General features: G+C 25.5%; 15 protein-coding genes and 2 pseudogenes. All 17 read left to right on the top strand.

Annotated elements, in window-relative coordinates; translation table 11 throughout:
* Nucleotides 1–395: 395 nt before the first annotated feature.
* Nucleotides 396–629, top strand: coding sequence for a hypothetical protein (locus JG676_RS06910; RefSeq protein ID WP_200217754.1), 234 nt, complete (start codon nucleotides 396–398; stop codon nucleotides 627–629).
* A gap of 974 nt (nucleotides 630–1,603) precedes the next feature.
* Complete coding sequence (locus JG676_RS06905) at nucleotides 1,604–2,101, top strand: DUF2972 domain-containing protein (protein ID WP_200217756.1); 498 nt, start codon at nucleotides 1,604–1,606, stop codon at nucleotides 2,099–2,101.
* A 208-nt stretch (nucleotides 2,102–2,309) separates the two neighbouring features.
* Nucleotides 2,310–3,356: a hypothetical protein gene (locus JG676_RS06900; RefSeq protein ID WP_200217753.1), complete on the top strand. Its 1,047-nt coding sequence runs from the start codon at nucleotides 2,310–2,312 to the stop codon at nucleotides 3,354–3,356.
* Between the two features lie 13 nt (nucleotides 3,357–3,369).
* Entirely contained in the window at nucleotides 3,370–4,326 is a 957-nt protein-coding gene (locus JG676_RS06895) for a pyruvate kinase (RefSeq protein ID WP_200217752.1), read from the top strand.
* A gap of 8 nt (nucleotides 4,327–4,334) precedes the next feature.
* Complete coding sequence (locus JG676_RS06890) at nucleotides 4,335–5,597, top strand: cation:proton antiporter (protein ID WP_200217751.1); 1,263 nt, start codon at nucleotides 4,335–4,337, stop codon at nucleotides 5,595–5,597.
* Between the two features lie 251 nt (nucleotides 5,598–5,848).
* Entirely contained in the window at nucleotides 5,849–6,436 is a 588-nt protein-coding gene (locus tag JG676_RS06885) for an SIS domain-containing protein (protein ID WP_200217750.1), read from the top strand.
* Nucleotides 6,433–7,119, top strand: coding sequence for a nucleotidyltransferase family protein (locus JG676_RS06880; protein ID WP_200217749.1), 687 nt, complete (start codon nucleotides 6,433–6,435; stop codon nucleotides 7,117–7,119). Before JG676_RS06885 ends, JG676_RS06880 begins: the two co-directional genes overlap by 4 nt.
* A 43-nt stretch (nucleotides 7,120–7,162) precedes the next feature.
* Nucleotides 7,163–7,885: a class I SAM-dependent methyltransferase gene (locus JG676_RS06875; protein WP_200217748.1), complete on the top strand. Its 723-nt coding sequence runs from the start codon at nucleotides 7,163–7,165 to the stop codon at nucleotides 7,883–7,885.
* Nucleotides 7,878–8,555, top strand: a pseudogene (locus tag JG676_RS09240) (class I SAM-dependent methyltransferase); the annotation flags it as partial. The gene JG676_RS06875 and the pseudogene JG676_RS09240, both read left to right, overlap by 8 nt.
* Before the next feature lie 1,076 nt (nucleotides 8,556–9,631).
* Nucleotides 9,632–10,756 (top strand): N-acetyl sugar amidotransferase, encoded by a 1,125-nt coding sequence (locus tag JG676_RS06860; RefSeq protein ID WP_200217747.1) that lies wholly within the window; start codon nucleotides 9,632–9,634, stop codon nucleotides 10,754–10,756.
* Nucleotides 10,757–10,985: 229 nt separating this feature from the next.
* Nucleotides 10,986–11,990, top strand: a complete 1,005-nt coding sequence (gene neuB, locus JG676_RS06855) for an N-acetylneuraminate synthase (protein WP_200217746.1) — start codon at nucleotides 10,986–10,988, stop codon at nucleotides 11,988–11,990.
* A complete protein-coding gene (neuC, locus tag JG676_RS06850) occupies nucleotides 11,983–13,158 on the top strand; it encodes a UDP-N-acetylglucosamine 2-epimerase (RefSeq protein ID WP_200217745.1) in 1,176 nt (391 codons plus the stop codon). Before neuB ends, neuC begins: the two co-directional genes overlap by 8 nt.
* Entirely contained in the window at nucleotides 13,140–14,174 is a 1,035-nt protein-coding gene (locus tag JG676_RS06845; RefSeq protein ID WP_200170287.1) for a nucleotidyltransferase family protein, read from the top strand. Before neuC ends, JG676_RS06845 begins: the two co-directional genes overlap by 19 nt.
* Nucleotides 14,171–15,070, top strand: coding sequence for a Gfo/Idh/MocA family protein (locus JG676_RS06840; protein WP_200217744.1), 900 nt, complete (start codon nucleotides 14,171–14,173; stop codon nucleotides 15,068–15,070). The genes JG676_RS06845 and JG676_RS06840 overlap by 4 nt, the downstream gene beginning before the upstream one ends.
* Entirely contained in the window at nucleotides 15,063–15,770 is a 708-nt protein-coding gene (locus tag JG676_RS06835; RefSeq protein ID WP_200217743.1) for an acylneuraminate cytidylyltransferase family protein, read from the top strand. The genes JG676_RS06840 and JG676_RS06835 overlap by 8 nt, the downstream gene beginning before the upstream one ends.
* Complete coding sequence (locus tag JG676_RS06830; RefSeq protein ID WP_200170290.1) at nucleotides 15,770–16,540, top strand: oxidoreductase; 771 nt, start codon at nucleotides 15,770–15,772, stop codon at nucleotides 16,538–16,540. The genes JG676_RS06835 and JG676_RS06830 overlap by 1 nt, the downstream gene beginning before the upstream one ends.
* Nucleotides 16,528–16,822: pseudogene (locus tag JG676_RS06825) on the top strand (DUF115 domain-containing protein); the annotation flags it as partial. The gene JG676_RS06830 and the pseudogene JG676_RS06825, both read left to right, overlap by 13 nt.

The following is a 16,822-nucleotide window of genomic DNA, read 5'->3' as shown; positions in this document are numbered from 1 at the left end:
CCTGCGGGTGATAAGCATTGGGGAAATTTTATAGATAACCCTATCTTGCAAAATGCTTATGAACAAACTTTAGCATCTTTAGGAGCTACTGATACTTTAATAGCTCAATTTAGTAAAATTTAATAATTTTATTATTGAAAAAGATGTAATATATTTTTATTATTATAAGAGATACATCTTTTTTATATTTTTTACTAAAGAATATTAATTAAGTTAATATTAGTAGTTTTCAGTTCGTTAGATTTTAAAATTTTTAAATTAATTTTTTTATAATTAATATATAAAATAAATAATTAATAATTTTTTATATAAAGGTAAAATTAGCGTTAAATTCGCATAATACTGCAAGTAGAGTAAAAAAAATCATTTGGCTTATAAATTAGGTAAAACTATGATTGAATATAATAAATGGGCGGGGGTATATAGCATTATTTAAAAAACTTTATAAAATCAAAAAACAACATAAAAAAGAACAAAAAATTTATCAACAAACTATACAAATTTTTCCTCAATTTAAATATCCAGACTTAGAAACTTGTCCTGACTACAGTGAAGCTCTAAGAAATAAATTTCACTTATCTTATATGCTAGGTGAAGTTTTAATTAAAGCTGATATAAACAAAATTTAAAGGCGGATATTTTGCTCTTTTTAAAAATATAAAACAAGTTAAGAAAGATTATAAAATAATAAAAGAAATTTTGGATCTTTCTAAAAAGTTTGAAGAAAATATTTATATTATTATCACTGAAAACAAAAATTTATTTATGTGTAATTTGGATAATTTGAAAATTATTTTAGATTTGTATAAAAACTATATGCCAGTATTAAATGTTATTTTTTATAATTTTGATTCTTTATTCAAAATTTTAGTCTCATACAAGAATGGCTATTATCAGATGATTTTAATGAAAAATATAAAAAAGAAAACCATCTTTATCCTCCATTACTTGATCCTAAAAAGCTTAATAATAAAAATAAAGAAATAAACTATACAAATATACCTACTGAATTAGCTTGGAAAATGAATTTACCTTTACCAGAAAATTATAAGTTAATATGGCTATGGGTTGCATGCAGCGGAACAATGGCTATTTATACATTTTTTAATTATTCTAAGATTTCAACCATTAATGCAAATGGCTGGGATGATGAAAAAAAGTTTATATGGATAATTATAAATATATATTGAGTGGAAAAACTGATATAGTAGTAGCTCCAAGGGTATTTAAAGATAATGATAAAATCTATTATTTATTCACAAAAAATATCCCTTTGTTATATATGTAGAGATCCAATATCAATTATCGGGCAAGCAATAAATCATATAGGCGATTAAAATAGCAAAATAAAGCCAACAATGAAAAGAATAACTTTAAATTCGAATTTTAAAGAACTTTTTCCAGAAATACTTCTATCTCAAATAAACCTAAATTAAATAGTTTAGAAAAAGTTTTAAACAATTATGAGCTTTATTTTAAATCATATCAAAGAATTGAAACTTTAAGAAAAGATGTATTATGTTTTGAGTTCAATGAAATCTCTGGTTTAAATGCTAAAAAACTTTTGAATTTATAGCTAATAAATTTTTTAATATAAAATGCGATTGTTCTTTTTTTCAAAAGAATTAATCGCCATCAAGGTGATTTAGTTATACTTCCAGTTGCATATTCCATTATTGTAGATAAATTTTGTGTTGATATATTAATTACCACAAAAAACCTTATGTATTTCAACTCTTTGGAGCCTAGTATGGCAAATGAAAATTATATTGATATTACTTCTGAAATTTTTAAAAAAAGAAAGTTGATGTTTGATAATATTATTTTATTAACAAAACAAAATGAATATAATATTTTAAAAAATAATCAAAAATGCTTTATAAATAGTAAAAAGTATTTAAATAGTTATATAGATGCTTTTGAAGAAAATGAGATGAGGATTAAAAACAGTCTGATTGCAGAAGAAGAAATTTTGCAATATTTAAAAACAAGAAAAAATTTGCTATTAAAATTAAAAAATATTTTAGATAAAGAATTAGATTTCGTAAAATTAAATTATCCGCAATATCTAAAAATCCTGGAAATATTATCAAGAGTTTGAAAAAATATGTGAAGATATAGCTTGATTTAATTTGTAGATTTGGAAAAGAATAAAATTTTAATTTTATGAAAGTTTTAATATATTACAAATAAGCTTGTAAAAGTATTTAAATAATTAAATTAATTATATATAATATAATTTTTGCAAATATTAATTTGATGATTAAATTTTAATTTTACTAAAAATTTATAAAAATTAAGAGGAAAAAATGCTACAAATTACTCACGAAAATTTTTTAGATTTAAAATATTTTGCTAGTGGTGTATTTCATCCTTTGCAAGGTTTTATGAATTATGAAGAATATAAGAAAGTTGTTTATGAAATGCAACTTTTAAATTGTGAGATATGGACTTTGCCTATTACTTTGGAAGTAAGTGATTTTAAAGATATTAATATAGGACAAAAACAAGATTTATATTATCAAAATAAACTCGTAGGAAATATTCTAATTGAAGATAAATTTTATGTTAAAGATGAAGAGCTTTATGAAATTTTTCAAACTAAAGATGAAAAGCATCCTGGTATTATTAAGGAAAAAAGACGTTCTTCTTTACGCATAGGCGGCAAGATAGAATTAAGAGAAGAATTCTATAAAGGTTCTTTATATAAAAATATTTTAAAAGATATTTTTCATCCTGATATTAAAACTATAGTAGGTTTTCAAACAAGAAATCCCATTCATAGAGCTCACGAGCATTTGCAAAGAATTGCACTTGAAATTTGTGACGCTTTATTTATTAATCCTTTAACAGGCTGGAAAAAGCAAGGTGATTTTACTGAAGAAGCAGTTATGAGTGCTTATAAAATTATGTTTAATGAATTTTATCCTAAAGAAAGAGTTTATATTCAAGGTTTGCAAACTGCTATGCGTTATGCAGGCCCCAAAGAAGCAATTTTTCATGCTTTGCTTAGAAGAAATATGGGATGCACTCATTTTATAATAGGTAGAGATCATGCAGGAGTTGGAAATTATTATGGAATCTATGAAGCTCAAAATTTAGCTAGAGAATTATCAAAATATTATAATTTAGGTATAGATTTTTTACTTTTAAAAGAGCCCTATTATTGCACTAAATGTCAAAAAATTGTTAGTGAAAAGAATTGTGCGCATTATAATCAACACAGAATTGCAATCAGTGGCACACAAATTAGAAAAGATTTAAATGAAGGTAAAATTCCTAGTAAAATTATGATGCGCCCTGAAATTTCTGCTGGCATACTTGCATTAGGCAAGGAAAATATTTTTATTAATTAAAAAGGAGGTAAAAATGAAAAAAAATATTTTAACAATAGGTCCAAGTTTGGGTGAAAAAATTAATCTCAATCAGATTCATCAAGATAATTTTATTTATAGAATTAATGGAGCTCATGGAGATATTGAAAGTATTAAAAATACTATAATTAACCTTAGAAAGCAAAAGTCTGATATTGATATTTTGATTGATTTGCCAGGAAATAAAATTAGGACTTCTGGAATTAAAGCTATCCAAGTAGAAAAAGATAAAGATTTTTCTTTAAAAATTGATCAGTTTAATTATAAAGATTTTTATAAACTTGTAAAGCCAGGTATGGAAGTTTATGCAAATGATAGTGTATTTTTGTTTATTGTGAAGGAAGCCAATGATAAGGAAATTATTTTTACTTCTAAAAGTACAGGTCTACTTTTAAATAATAAAGGTATGCATGTTAGAAATTTACATAATAATATTCCTTTTTTATTTGAAAAAGATAAAGAACTTATAAAAATTTGCAATGAATTTAATATAGCTTATGTAGGTGCTTCTTTTGTAAGAAGGGCAAAAGATATACAAGAGCTAAAACAAATACTTTACCCAAATACTAAAATTATTTCTAAAATTGAAACTTTAGATGCTGTAAATAATTTATATGATATTTTACAAGAAGTGGAATATATTTTAATTGATAGAGGGGATTTATCTACGGAAATTGGTATAGAAAAAATTCCACGTTTTCAAAAGTATATTATAGAAATGGCACATCATAATGCGGTCAAGGTATTTTTAGCCACGCAAATTTTGAAAAATATGGAAGAAAAACCTATTCCTACTATTGCTGAAATTGATGATTTATATAATATTGCAAAGAAAGGTATTTTTGGTATACAACTTTCAGAAGAGACAGCCATAGGGCAATATGTAAAAGAGTGTATAAAAATTTTAAATTTAATACAAAATGAAATAAATAATGAAAAAATTATTTTTTAGGAGAATACATGCGATTTGATTCACTAAGTCCTGATAATATCAGCATCATTTTTTTATCTTTAGGGGTTTTGTTATTATCTTCTTTTATTTTTGGTAAATTATTCGTTTTATTTAAAGCGCCGAAAGTTATAGGTGAAATTTTTGGTGGTTTTATTTTAGGTGCGAGTGGTTTATATATTGTTGCTCCTGATTTACTTGTAGATATTTTTAATGGATTTAGCGAACAAGGAAAAATATTAAATATTTTTTATCAATTAGGTTTAATATTTTTAATGTTTATTGCTGGTTTTAATACGCAAATAAGTTTTGAAAAACAAAATATTAAAATTATTTTTGCTTTGTTTTTAGGTGGCACTTTTCTATCTGCTAGCGTGGGATATTTTTTTATTGATTATTTTAAAGAGACTTTTATTGGAATAAAAGGAAATGATTTATCTTTTGATTTGGTTTTTTTAATTGCTATTGCAGTAACTTCTATACCTGTTATATCAAAAATATTTTTTGATATAGGAATTATTAAAACAAGATTTGCTAGTATAGTTTTAACTACTTCAACAATACAAGATTTATTTTTATGGATTTTGCTTAATATTACTATTAATGCAGCAACAAATAAAGATTTAACTTTAATAAGCAATCTTAAAACAGCTTCTCTTACTTTATTTTTATTTATAGGCGTAAAATTAATTTCAAATTTATTTAAAAAAATTGCTTTTCATATGAATTCAATTGATTTTTTTACTCTAAGTTTTATTGTATTATTTTTATCTATAGCTTTTTTAAATATGATTCATATTAATCCTATGTACACTTCATTTCTTATCGGTTTTTTGATAAAAAATATTTTAAACAATCATCAAATATTAAAAGAAAAAGTTGGCGGGCTTTCTGATATGGCTTTTTCATTTTTTATTCCTATCTATTTTGCTTTAATTGGTATTCAGTTAAATATTATTCATGAATTTTCTTTTACGATGTTCCTATTTTTCTTGGTGCTTGCGTGTTTATTAAAATTTTTAGGTTGTTATATAGGATTAAATTTTGTAAAAATTTCTAATATCTCAAGAGTTAATTTTGCTATAACAATGAATGCAAGGGGTGGTCCAGGAATAGTTTTAGCCAGTGTTGCATATTATTATCAAATCATTAATGTTAGTTTTTTTACAACGCTTATCTTAACTGTTTTAATTTCTTCTATGATTGCAGGTTATTGGCTAAGATATCAAAAAAGTAAAAATATAAATATTTTTTCGAATTTTAATAAAGATTAAAATGATATTAATTTAATTTTATTAATAAGTAAAAAGTTTTTAATGTTATAAATCTTAAATAGAAAAGACTTTGAAATGGTTTTTTAATAATTAAAGTTGTTTAAAAGATATAAATATATAATAACTATACTTGCTATTGAAGAAAAAGTTTTTAAAAATGAAATTTTAAAAGCAAGGTTTAGCACCAAAGCTTAAAGCGGTGATTTTAACTGCTAAAAAGTTAAGGCTTATAAATTTTTAAAGGAGAATAAATGCTAACTTATATAAAAAAGTATTTTGAAGAAAGCATAGATACAAAAGAGCAAATTTTAAAAGATGAAGATTTATTAAATCTTATTAAAAAAGTGGCTTTAGAAATCATAAAAGCTTATAAAAATGGCAATAAAACTTTATTAGCAGGAAATGGCGGAAGTGCAGCTGATGCCCAGCATATTGCAGGGGAGCTTGTAAGTAGATTTTATTTTGATAGACCAGGACTTGCAAGTATAGCATTAACCACAGATACTAGCATACTTACAGCTATTGGAAATGATTATGGATATGAAAAAGTTTTTTCAAGACAGCTTGAAGCACAAGGCTTAAAAGGTGATATTTTCATAGGAATTTCAACAAGTGGAAATAGTGTTAATATATTAAAAGCCTTAGAAATTTGCAAAGAAAAAGGTATTATAAGTGTTGGTTTAACAGGAAAGAGCGGAGGAAAGATGAATGATCTTTGTGATTATTGTATCAAAGTGCCTTCAAATTGCACTCCACGCATACAAGAATCTCATATTTTAATAGCTCATATACTTTGTGCTATAGTGGAAGAGGAGCTTTTTGGAAAAGGTTTTCATTGAAAGTTATTATCCTTTGTGGAGGTTTGGGTACAAGACTTAAAAGCATAGTTAAAGATGTGCCAAAACCTATGGCTTTAATCAATGGTAAGCCTTTTTTAGAATTTATTTTTGAATATCTAAGAACTCAAAATATCAAAGAAGTTATTCTAGCTGTTTCTTACAAATATGAAATCATAAAAAACCACTTTAAAAATAAATTTTTAGACATAAAAATAGAATATAGCATAGAAAAAGAACCTTTAGGAACTGGTGGAGCTATAAAACAAGCTTTAAATTTAGTAAATGAAAATTCTTTAGTATTAAATGGCGATACTTTTTTTAACATAGACTTATCTTATTTAAATTTACAAGAAAGTAAAATTTGTCTTGCCTTAAAATCAATGCAAGATTTTGATAGATACGGAGCTGTAGAACTTGATAAAAATTATTTTATAAATTCCTTTAGAGAAAAACAATTTTTTAAACAAGGATTTATTAATGGAGGAATTTATTTAGTATCAAAAGATATTTTTAATACTTACAATTTAGAAAATAAATTTTCCTTTGAAAGTTTTTTGCAAGAAAATTTTAAAACTCTAAAAGCTAGAGCTTGTATTTTTGATAATTATTTTATAGATATTGGTGTGCCTGAGGATTATGAGAGGTTTTTAGACGATAGCAAAAGTTCTAAATTTAAATATTAAAGTATTAATTTATCTAAGGTAAAATAATTTTTGAAAGGTTAAAATGAAAAAATATGTTTTAAATTCTGAAATCATTCAAGATAAAAGTTTGGGAATGGATATTTGGGAAAACATTTTCTCTAATAAAGAATGGGGAAAATATCCTAGTGAAAATTTAATCCGTTTTATTGCGAGAAATTTTTACAATGTTAAAGATAGAAATAAAATTAATATTTTAGAATTAGGGCTTGGAACAGGTGCCAATCTTTGGTTTTGTGCAAGAGAAGGTTTTAGTGTCAGTGGTATAGAATGGAGTAAAACAGGAGTTGAACGTTTTAAAAAACGCTTAGAAGATGAAAATTTGAGCAAACAAATCAAAGAAATTAAAATAGGCGATTATGCTCAAAAGCTTGATGAATTTGAAAATGAAAGTTTTGATGCTTGGATTGATAGCTATTCTTTGGCTTATAACGATTTTAAAAAAACCAAAGATATTATTGAAAAGGCGGTTTCAAAGTTGAAAGTCGGGGGTAAATTCTTTTCTATTACCCCTAGTTTTAATAATGAAGGTTTTTATGAGGATACAAATTTAGCTTATCATACTTGTTCTCCATCTTCTGGAAGTGACGCTTTTACTGGAAATATTAGATATTGTGATGAATTGGATATAGAAAAGCTTTATAATGGAAAAAATTACAAAATTATTAAAGTTCAAATTTACTCTTTAAAAGAAGAGGGAAAAACAAAAAATGAACTTTTTGTTATAGAGGGCGAGAGATATGAATGATTCAAATTTCTGGGAAAACATTTTCTCTAATAAAGAATGGGGAAAATATCCTAGTGAAAATTTAATCCGTTTTATTGCGAGAAATTTTTACAATGTTAAAGATAGAAATAAAATTAATATTTTAGAATTAGGGCTTGGAACAGGTGCCAATCTTTGGTTTTGTGCAAGAGAAGGTTTTAGTGTCAGTGGTATAGAATGGAGTAAAACAGGAGTTGAACGTTTTAAAAAACGCTTAGAAGATGAAAATTTGAGCAAACAAATCAAAGAAATTAAAATAGGCGATTATGCTCAAAAGCTTGATGAATTTGAAAATGAAAGTTTTGATGCAATTATTGATATAGCTTCTTTGTGTTGCAATGATTTTGAAAAAACTAAAGATATTTTTGATAAAGCTATATCAAAATTAAAGCCTTGTGGCAAATTTCTTTCTATGACTTTGGCTACCGGTCTTTTTGGATATGAAAAAGAAAAAGGTTTGGAGCAAATTCCAGAATATGGTATTTATAAAGGCAATGGAAAGCTTCGTTTTAGCACTTTAAATGAAATTAAGAAGCTTTATAAACATAAGAATTTTAAAAGAACAAATTTAAGCATTCTTACTTTAGAAGATGTTTTAGAAGATAAAGTGACAAAAGTTATTGATAAAATTTTTATTATCGAAGGCGAGAAGTACTCTAACGGGGGGGGGGGATTTAAATCTTTTAAAGAGGAATGGAAGATGAGCAAGATAAGCCTTGAAGCTTATCTTGCTTCCAACCTTAACACTCTTAGCTTTAAAGATGATATCTATTTTAGTTTTAATTATGCAAAATTATATGGAAATGTTTTTGAATTTGAATATAAAAAAGATGGATTTATCTTTAAAACTTTAGGCATTAAACAAGAAATTTTAAATTCAGGCTTTTTTGATTTACAAAGTCCTTATGGATACAATGGAATTTATACTAATACCAAAAATGAGGATTTTCTAAATGAAGCCTTTGAAATTTTAAAGCAAAAAGCTTTAAAAGAAAAGATTATTGCTTTTTTTATACGCTTTCATCCTTTTGATGAGTATATTAATGCTTATAAAAATAATTTAGATTTTATAAGTAAAAATAAAAAAATTATTATAGTTCCTACTGAGTGTGATATTTCAACTATACGCAAAAATTATAATCCTCGTATTAAAGCTTATGTGAAAAAAGCAAGAGAAAATTTAAAAATAGATTTTATTAAAATAAATGAAAATGAAGATTTTAAAATACTTTATGAAAAAACAATGCAAAGAAATGATGCAGAGAATTTTTATTTTTTTGATCAAAAATATTTTGATAAATTATATAATTTTAAAGAATATATTGTCTTAAAGGCAAGTTTAAACGAAGAAATTATAGCTTTTGCTTCTTTTTTTCTTTGTAAAGATTTTTCTTATTATCATTTAAGTGCTAATTCTTTAAAGGCCAATGCCAATGCCGCACTTTTAGATTTTTTCTTTGAGTATGCAAATAAAAAAGGTTCTAAATTTTGCATTTTAGGAGGTGGTGTTGAGGACGATGATACGCTTTTTGATTATAAACAAAAATTTTCTACAGTTGAATCTTATTTTTATATAGGTGGAATTATTTTTGATGCGCCACATTATGAATATTTTTGCCAAAATTCCAAGAGTAAAAAATTCTTAAAATATCGTTTCATTAACGATTCCCTCCCCCATTAACCCATTTATCTTATGATTATATTTTTTAAATAAAATCAAGGATTATTATGATTTATTGCGATTATTGCGTAATGCCAAACACAAGACCAGGGATTAAATTTTTTAAAGATGATAAGGGTAAAAATATCTGTTCTGCTTGTATCAATCATAAAAATAAAGAAAAGATTGATTATAAAAAAAGATTTAAAGAATTAGAGGAATTATGCGATAAATATCGCAGAATGAATGGAAAATTTGAGTATGATTGTGCTATTGCTGTAAGTGGGGGCAAGGATTCTCACTTTCAAGTGTATATTATGAAAGAAAAACTAGGAATGAATCCTATTTTATTTAGCGTTGAGGATAATTTTACTAGCACTAAAGCTGGAAGAAAAAATTTAAGAAATTTAAGTGAAACTTTTGGTTGTCATATCATTAGCTTAAAGCCTGATTTAAAAACCCAAAGAAAAATTACTTTAAAAACTTTTGAAAAATATGGAAAACCAACTTGGTTTATTGATAGGCTTATTTATACTTATCCTTTTGCTATGGCTTTAAAATTTAATACTCCTTTGCTAGTTTATGGCGAAAATGTAAGTTATGAGTATGGCGGGGGGGGGTATGACCTAGAAACTCCTAGCGCTAGAGATATTTTTTTAAATGGAGTAGCACAAGATTTAGACTTAAATGAATTTATAGATGATGAAATCAAAGAAGAGAATATCCAACTTTTTTTTAGTCCCAATGAAAAAGATCTTGTTAAATTAGATCCTATTTATCTTAGTTATTTTATTAAATGGAATTCTTATTCAAATTATATTTTTGCAAAGAGCAGAGGCTTTACAGATTTACAAAATGAATGGGATAGGACTCATTGTATTGAAAATTTCGATCAAATTGATAGTATAGGTTATATTATCCATGCTTGGATGAAATATCCAAAATTTGGGCACGCTATGGCTAGTGATTATGCATCTAGACTTATAAGATATGGACTTTTAGATAGAGAAAAGGCTATTAAAATTGTTAAAGAAAGAGATCATAAGTTAGATGATAGGTGTATTGAAGATTTTTGTTCTTTTGTTGGCATTAATAAGGATCATTTTTACCGTATTGTTGAAAAGCATTATAATATGGACTTGTTTTATAAAAATGAATTTGGAGAATTTAAACTTAAAAATGAAATTTCTTAAATAAATTATATTGGTAAATAAGAAATTTGACTTAAAAATTTAAGCATTTTTAAAGCAAATTTAAAGTTAAAGATAAAATAAGAGCGAATTTTTGTTACAATATATAGTAAATATTATTTTAAATATCAAAAAAGATAAATTAAATCTTATAATAAGTTTGATTTTTAAATATTATTTCTATATATAATTATTATAAGATTCAATTTAACTTTAATAGTAAAGGTAAATAATGAAAAAAACTCTTATCATTGCAGAAGCAGGAGTAAATCATAACGGAGATTTAAATCTGGCTAAAAAAATGATAGAGGTTGCAGCAGAATGTGGAGCTGATTTTGTAAAATTTCAAACCTTTAAAAGTAAAAATTGCGTAAGCATTAATGCAAAAAAAGCTAAATATCAACTTCAAACAACTAATCAAGATGAAAGTCAATTTGAAATGATAAAAAAATTAGAACTTGATTTAAAAGCACATCAAATTCTTATCGCTTATGCTAAAGCTTGTAATATTTCTTTTCTTTCAACTCCTTTTGATTTAGAAAGTATAGAGCTTTTACATTGTTTAGGGCTTGAAATTTTTAAAATTCCAAGTGGAGAAATTACTAATCTTCCTTATCTTAAAGCCATTGCAAGATTAAATAAAAAAATTATACTCTCAACAGGAATGGCAAATTTAGGTGAAATTGAAGCTTGTTTAGATGTGCTTTGCAAAAATGGCCAAAAAAGAAGCAATATCACTTTAATGCATTGCACAACAGAATATCCTGCTCCTTTTAATGAAATCAATTTAAAGGTTATACAAACTTTAAAAAATGCTTTTAATTTAAATATAGGATATTCAGATCATACTAAAGGTATAAGTGTAGCTTTAGGAGCCGTAGCTTTAGGAGCTTGTGTAATTGAAAAACATTTTACTTTAGATAAAACGATGAATGGTCCTGATCACAAAGCAAGTTTAGAACCAAATGAGCTTAAATCTATGTGTCAAAGCATAAGAGAGCTTGAGTTAGCTTTAGGCAGTGGTATTAAAAAAGCAAGTAAGAGTGAAAAGAAAAATATAAATATAGCAAGAAAAAGTCTTGTAGCAAAAAAAGCCATTAAAAAAGGTGAGAAATTCAATGAAGAAAATTTAACTACAAAGCGTCCAGGAAATGGAATTTGTGCAATGAGATATGATGAATTTTTAGGAAAAATTGCTCAAAAAAATTATAAAGAAGATGAATTAATTCGTGAGTAAAAGAAAAATCTGCATAATTAGCGCAACAAGAGCTGAATGGTATTTGCTTAAAAATTTATGTTTAGAAATAAAAAATGATAAAGATTTAGCATTACAAATCATAGTAACAGGAGCACATTTAAGTAAAGATTTTGGTCTAACTTATAAAGAAATAGAAAAAGATTTTAAAATAGATAAAAAAATTCCCATTTTATCTTCAAATGATGATAAATTAAATCTTTGTAAAAGCATGGCTTTAGTATTTGAAGGTTTTTCTAAGGTGTTTGAAAGTTTAAAACCCGATATAGTAGTAATTTTAGGAGATCGTTATGAAATGTTAGCAGTTGCTAGTGTTTGCCTTTTAATGCACATTCCTATTGCCCATCTTTGTGGTGGAGAACTTACTTTAGGAGCTATTGATGATAGTATAAGGCATAGCATAACTAAAATGGCTCATCTTCATTTTGTAAGCACAAAAGAATATCAAAATAGGGTTTTGCAATTAGGAGAAAATAAAAATTTTATTTTTAATGTAGGTTCTTTGGGCGGATTTAATGTTAAAAATACGAACTTTTTAAGTAAAAAAGAACTTGAAAAAGAACTTGATTTTAAATTCGATGAAAATATTTATTTAATCACTTATCATCCTGAAACTTTAAATTTGGAACAAACTAAAAATAATATTGAAATATTACTTGATAATTTAATCAAGCTTAAAAAAGCAAGTTTGATTTTTACTAAAGCAAATGCTGATGAAAATGGACTTTTGATTAATAATTTTTTAGCGGAGTTTTGCAAGAAATATCCTAAAAAAGCAAAACTCTTTGATAATCTTGGAGTTGAAAAGTATTTAAGCTTAATGAAAATTTCAAAAGCCATAATAGGAAATTCATCTAGTGGTGTCATAGAAAGTCCTTTTTTAAGAACAGCTTGTATAAATATAGGAGATCGTCAAAAAGGAAGGATAAAAAGTGAAAATATTATTGATACAAATATGAAAGATTTGCAAAAAGCTTTTCAAAAATTAGAAACTAAAAAATTTAAAGAAATTTTAAAAAGTTTTAATAATCCTTTTGAGAATAAAATAAAAAATCCTAATAAATTCATTAAAACAAAGCTTAAAAATATAAAATTAGATACAATTTTAAATAAAAAATTTACGGATATGTTATGGATATCAAAAAATTAAAATTAAATCCCAATTCTAGTATAAAAGAAGCTTTAAATATAGTTGGCAAAGAAAGAGTAAGACTTGGTATTGTAGTAGATCAAAAAGATAAATTTTTGGGAGTTATTAGCGATTCTGATATTAGAAAAGCTTTAATTAATGGAAAAATGATTTATGATTGTATAGAAGATATTTATACTAAAAATCCTATCATAATAAAAGAAAATACAAGTAAAGCTGAACTTTTAGAACTTTCTTCAAAAACAGATATTTATGATTTTCCTGTTATCAATGAAAAAGGTGAAATAATTTCCATAAGATCTATTTCTTCACTTTTAGCCAAAACTAAACTTCCAAACTATGTAATTTTAATGGCTGGAGGACTTGGAACAAGACTTAAAGAGCTTACAAAGCACACCCCAAAGCCTATGTTAAAAGTGGGAAAAAAACCTATTTTAGAGAGCATTGTTTCAAGACTTTCTTTGCAAAACTTTGAAAATTTTATTTTTTGTGTAAATTATAAAAAACAAATTATAGAAAATTATTTTAAAGATGGCACAGATTTTGGGGTTAAAATTTCCTATATTAAAGAAAAGAAAAAATTAGGGACAGCAGGGGCTTTAAGTTTGATTGAAGAGCCTTTAAAAGAAAGTTTTATTGTAATGAATGCAGATATTTTAACCGAACTTGATTTTTTAGAATTTTTAAAAGCCCATAAAAAAAGTAAGGCTTTAATGAGTGTATGTGTGAGAGAATTTGAACAAAGCATACCTTATGGAGTTATAAAAGAACAAAATGGTTTTATAAAAAATATACAAGAAAAACCAACTATGAAATTTTTAGTTAGTGCTGGAATTTATGCGCTAAAACCTGAAGTTTTAAATTTTTTAAATAAAAATGAGTATTTAGATATGCCTGATTTGATAAAAATCTTAATGCAAAAAAATGAAAAAATCAATACTTTTTTATTGCGTGATTATTGGATTGACATAGGTAGAATTGAAGAATTTGCAAGAGCAAATGAGGATTTTAGGTGAAAGCTTTAATTATAGGCTTTGGGAGTATTGGAAAAAAACATTTTTTAGCCCTTAAAAATTTAGGTTTTGATATTTCTTTGCTTTCTTTTAGTGCTTGTAAAAAAGATATTAAAGAGACAAAACTTTATAATTCTTGGGCTGAGCTTTCTTTAATGGAATTTGATCTTTTTATTATTGCTAATATCACAACTTTACATTTAGAGACTTTAAAAAAAATTGATACTTTTGTTAAAGATAAGATTATATTAGTTGAAAAACCTTTATTTGAAAAATTTATTCCTTTTCAAAGTAATAAAAATAAAATTTTCATTGCTTATCTTTTAAGATTTAATCCCTTAATTAAAGCTTTAAAAGAAATTTTGCAAGTTGAAAAACCTTATTTTGTAGAATTGAGTTGTCATTCTTATTTGCCTAATTGGCGTGATATAGATTATAGGGAAAACTATAGTGCAAAAAAAGAACTAGGAGGTGGAGTTTTACTTGATCTTTCTCACGAAATCGATTTGGCTTTTTTTCTTTTTGGAAAATTAAAACTTTTATATAGCGAGAATTTAAAGCTTTCAGAACTTGAGATTGGTAGTGATGATTTTGCTTTTTTATCATTGAAAAATTCTAAAGATTTAAAAATTCATATTAAGCTTGATTATTTTTCTAAGCTTACTCAAAGAAAAATTATTATTCATACTCCAAAAAAAAGTTATGAAGCCGATTTAATCCAAGGTATTTTAAAAATTTATAATGAGGATAAAAGCATTAAAACACAAATTTATAAAAGCGATACTATTTTAACTTTAGAGTCATTGCATAAAGCTATATTAAATAATGATAAAAATTTATGTTCTTTAGATGAGGCTTTAGATGTGTTAAAAATTTGCGATGAGGTTAAAAATGGCTGAAATTTTATGCACAATTTGTGCAAGAGGTGGTTCTAAGGGAGTTTTAAATAAAAATATTAAAAAAATTAATAATCTTGAAATGATTGCTTATAGTATCATACAAGCAAGAAATTCAAAGCTTTTTAAACATATAGTTATAAGTACAGATAGTGATGAGATAGCAAATGTCGCATTAAAATACAAAGCTGAAGTTTTTTTTAAAAGAGAAGCACATCTTGCAGGTGATAATGCACCAAAAATTCCTGTGATGCGTGATGCACTTTTAAGAAGTGAGAAATATTTTGGTATAAAATTTGATATTTTAGTAGATTTAGATGCCTCAGCTCCTCTTAGAACAAGTAAAGATATAAAAAAAGCTTATGAATTATTTGTAAAAGAAAATAAAGAAGTTTTAATTACCGCAACACCAGCAAGGCGTAATCCTTATTTTAATTTAATAGAGCTTGACAATGATGAGGTTAAAAGATCAAAACAAGGTTCTTTTACAACACGCCAAAGTGCGCCAAAATGTTTTGATATGAATGCAAGTATTTATATGTTTAAACGTGAAAGAATACTCAAGAGTGATGATTTATTTGGAAAACAAACTTCTCTTTATATTATGGAAGAAAATACAGCTTTTGATGTAGATAGTGAGCTTGATTTTAAAATAGTTGAATTTTTAATTAAAGAAAGAAATTTAAAACCAGAGGAATTTTAATGCTTGAAGAAAAGATTATTTTTGTTGTAGGAGCTTGTGGGCGTATAGGAAAAGAGCTTTGTAGGGCTATTTTAAAAAATAAAGGCATTGCAGTTTTAGCAGATATCAATGAGGAGTGTTTAAAAGATTTAAAAGAAAAATTAAACAAAGAATTTAATCAAGAACTTTTAAGCATTAAGCTTGATATCACTTCTAAAGAAAGTCTTAATGAAGCTATTTTAAAAACTAAACAAAAATATCAAAAAATCGATGCTTTTGTTAATTCTTCTTATCCTTGTGGAAAAAATTGGGGAAAAACACCTTATTATGAATTGAGCTATGAAGAGCTTTGTGAAAATTTAAATTTACATCTTGGCGGTTTTATTTTGGCTGCTCAAGAATTTGTAAAATATTTTAAAAAGCAAGGCTATGGAAATATTGTTAATCTTAGCTCTATTATGGGTGTATATGCTCCTAAATTTGAAAATTATAAAAATACTAGTATGCAAAGTTCGCTTGAATATAGTGTGATTAAAGCAGGAATTAATCATTTGGGTGTATGGCTTGCTAAAGAACTTTTTAATACTAATATCCGTGTTAATACCTTAGCAGCGGGTGGAATTTTAGATAATCAACCACAGATTTTTTTGGACGCTTATAGAAAGTGTTGTGCAAGTAAAGGAATGCTAGAAGCAAGTGATTTATGCGGAACTTTGGTATTTTTACTTAGTGATGCAAGTAAATTTATCACTGGGCAAACTTTAGTAGTTAGTGATGGATGGGGACTTTAATGTTTTTAAAAGAACTCTTTGATAAAAATTTAAATTCTTTAAAAGATATTGCCTTAAAAGATGCTTTAAGCAAAATAAAAATTAATACAAAATATCAACTCATCAAATCAGAAGATAATATTAATATCAATTTAAAAGATAGAAGTACTAATACTTTACTCTACCAAAACCCTCTTGCTGAACTAAACTCTATGTTAAACACTTATAATGATAAATACTTCTTATATCCTGTTCTTTATTTTTATGGTTTTGGAAATGGTATTTTATTTAAAGCCTTACTTC

It is taken from the genome of Campylobacter sp. 2018MI34, assembly GCF_016598975.1.
Lineage (GTDB): Bacteria > Campylobacterota > Campylobacteria > Campylobacterales > Campylobacteraceae > Campylobacter_D.
Note: the sequence above shows the minus strand (reverse complement) of the source record. Positions and strands in the feature narration are given on the sequence as shown.

Coding starts and splice junctions, on each gene's coding strand:
- JG676_RS06900 (WP_200217753.1), top strand. CDS start 2,310: ATGCTACAAATTACTCACGAAAATTTTTTAGATTTAAAATATTTTGCT.
- JG676_RS06895 (WP_200217752.1), top strand. CDS start 3,370: ATGAAAAAAAATATTTTAACAATAGGTCCAAGTTTGGGTGAAAAAATT.
- JG676_RS06890 (WP_200217751.1), top strand. CDS start 4,335: ATGCGATTTGATTCACTAAGTCCTGATAATATCAGCATCATTTTTTTA.
- JG676_RS06885 (WP_200217750.1), top strand. CDS start 5,849: ATGCTAACTTATATAAAAAAGTATTTTGAAGAAAGCATAGATACAAAA.
- JG676_RS06875 (WP_200217748.1), top strand. CDS start 7,163: ATGAAAAAATATGTTTTAAATTCTGAAATCATTCAAGATAAAAGTTTG.
- JG676_RS06860 (WP_200217747.1), top strand. CDS start 9,632: ATGATTTATTGCGATTATTGCGTAATGCCAAACACAAGACCAGGGATT.
- neuB (WP_200217746.1), top strand. CDS start 10,986: ATGAAAAAAACTCTTATCATTGCAGAAGCAGGAGTAAATCATAACGGA.
- JG676_RS06845 (WP_200170287.1), top strand. CDS start 13,140: ATGGATATCAAAAAATTAAAATTAAATCCCAATTCTAGTATAAAAGAA.
- JG676_RS06835 (WP_200217743.1), top strand. CDS start 15,063: ATGGCTGAAATTTTATGCACAATTTGTGCAAGAGGTGGTTCTAAGGGA.
- JG676_RS06830 (WP_200170290.1), top strand. CDS start 15,770: ATGCTTGAAGAAAAGATTATTTTTGTTGTAGGAGCTTGTGGGCGTATA.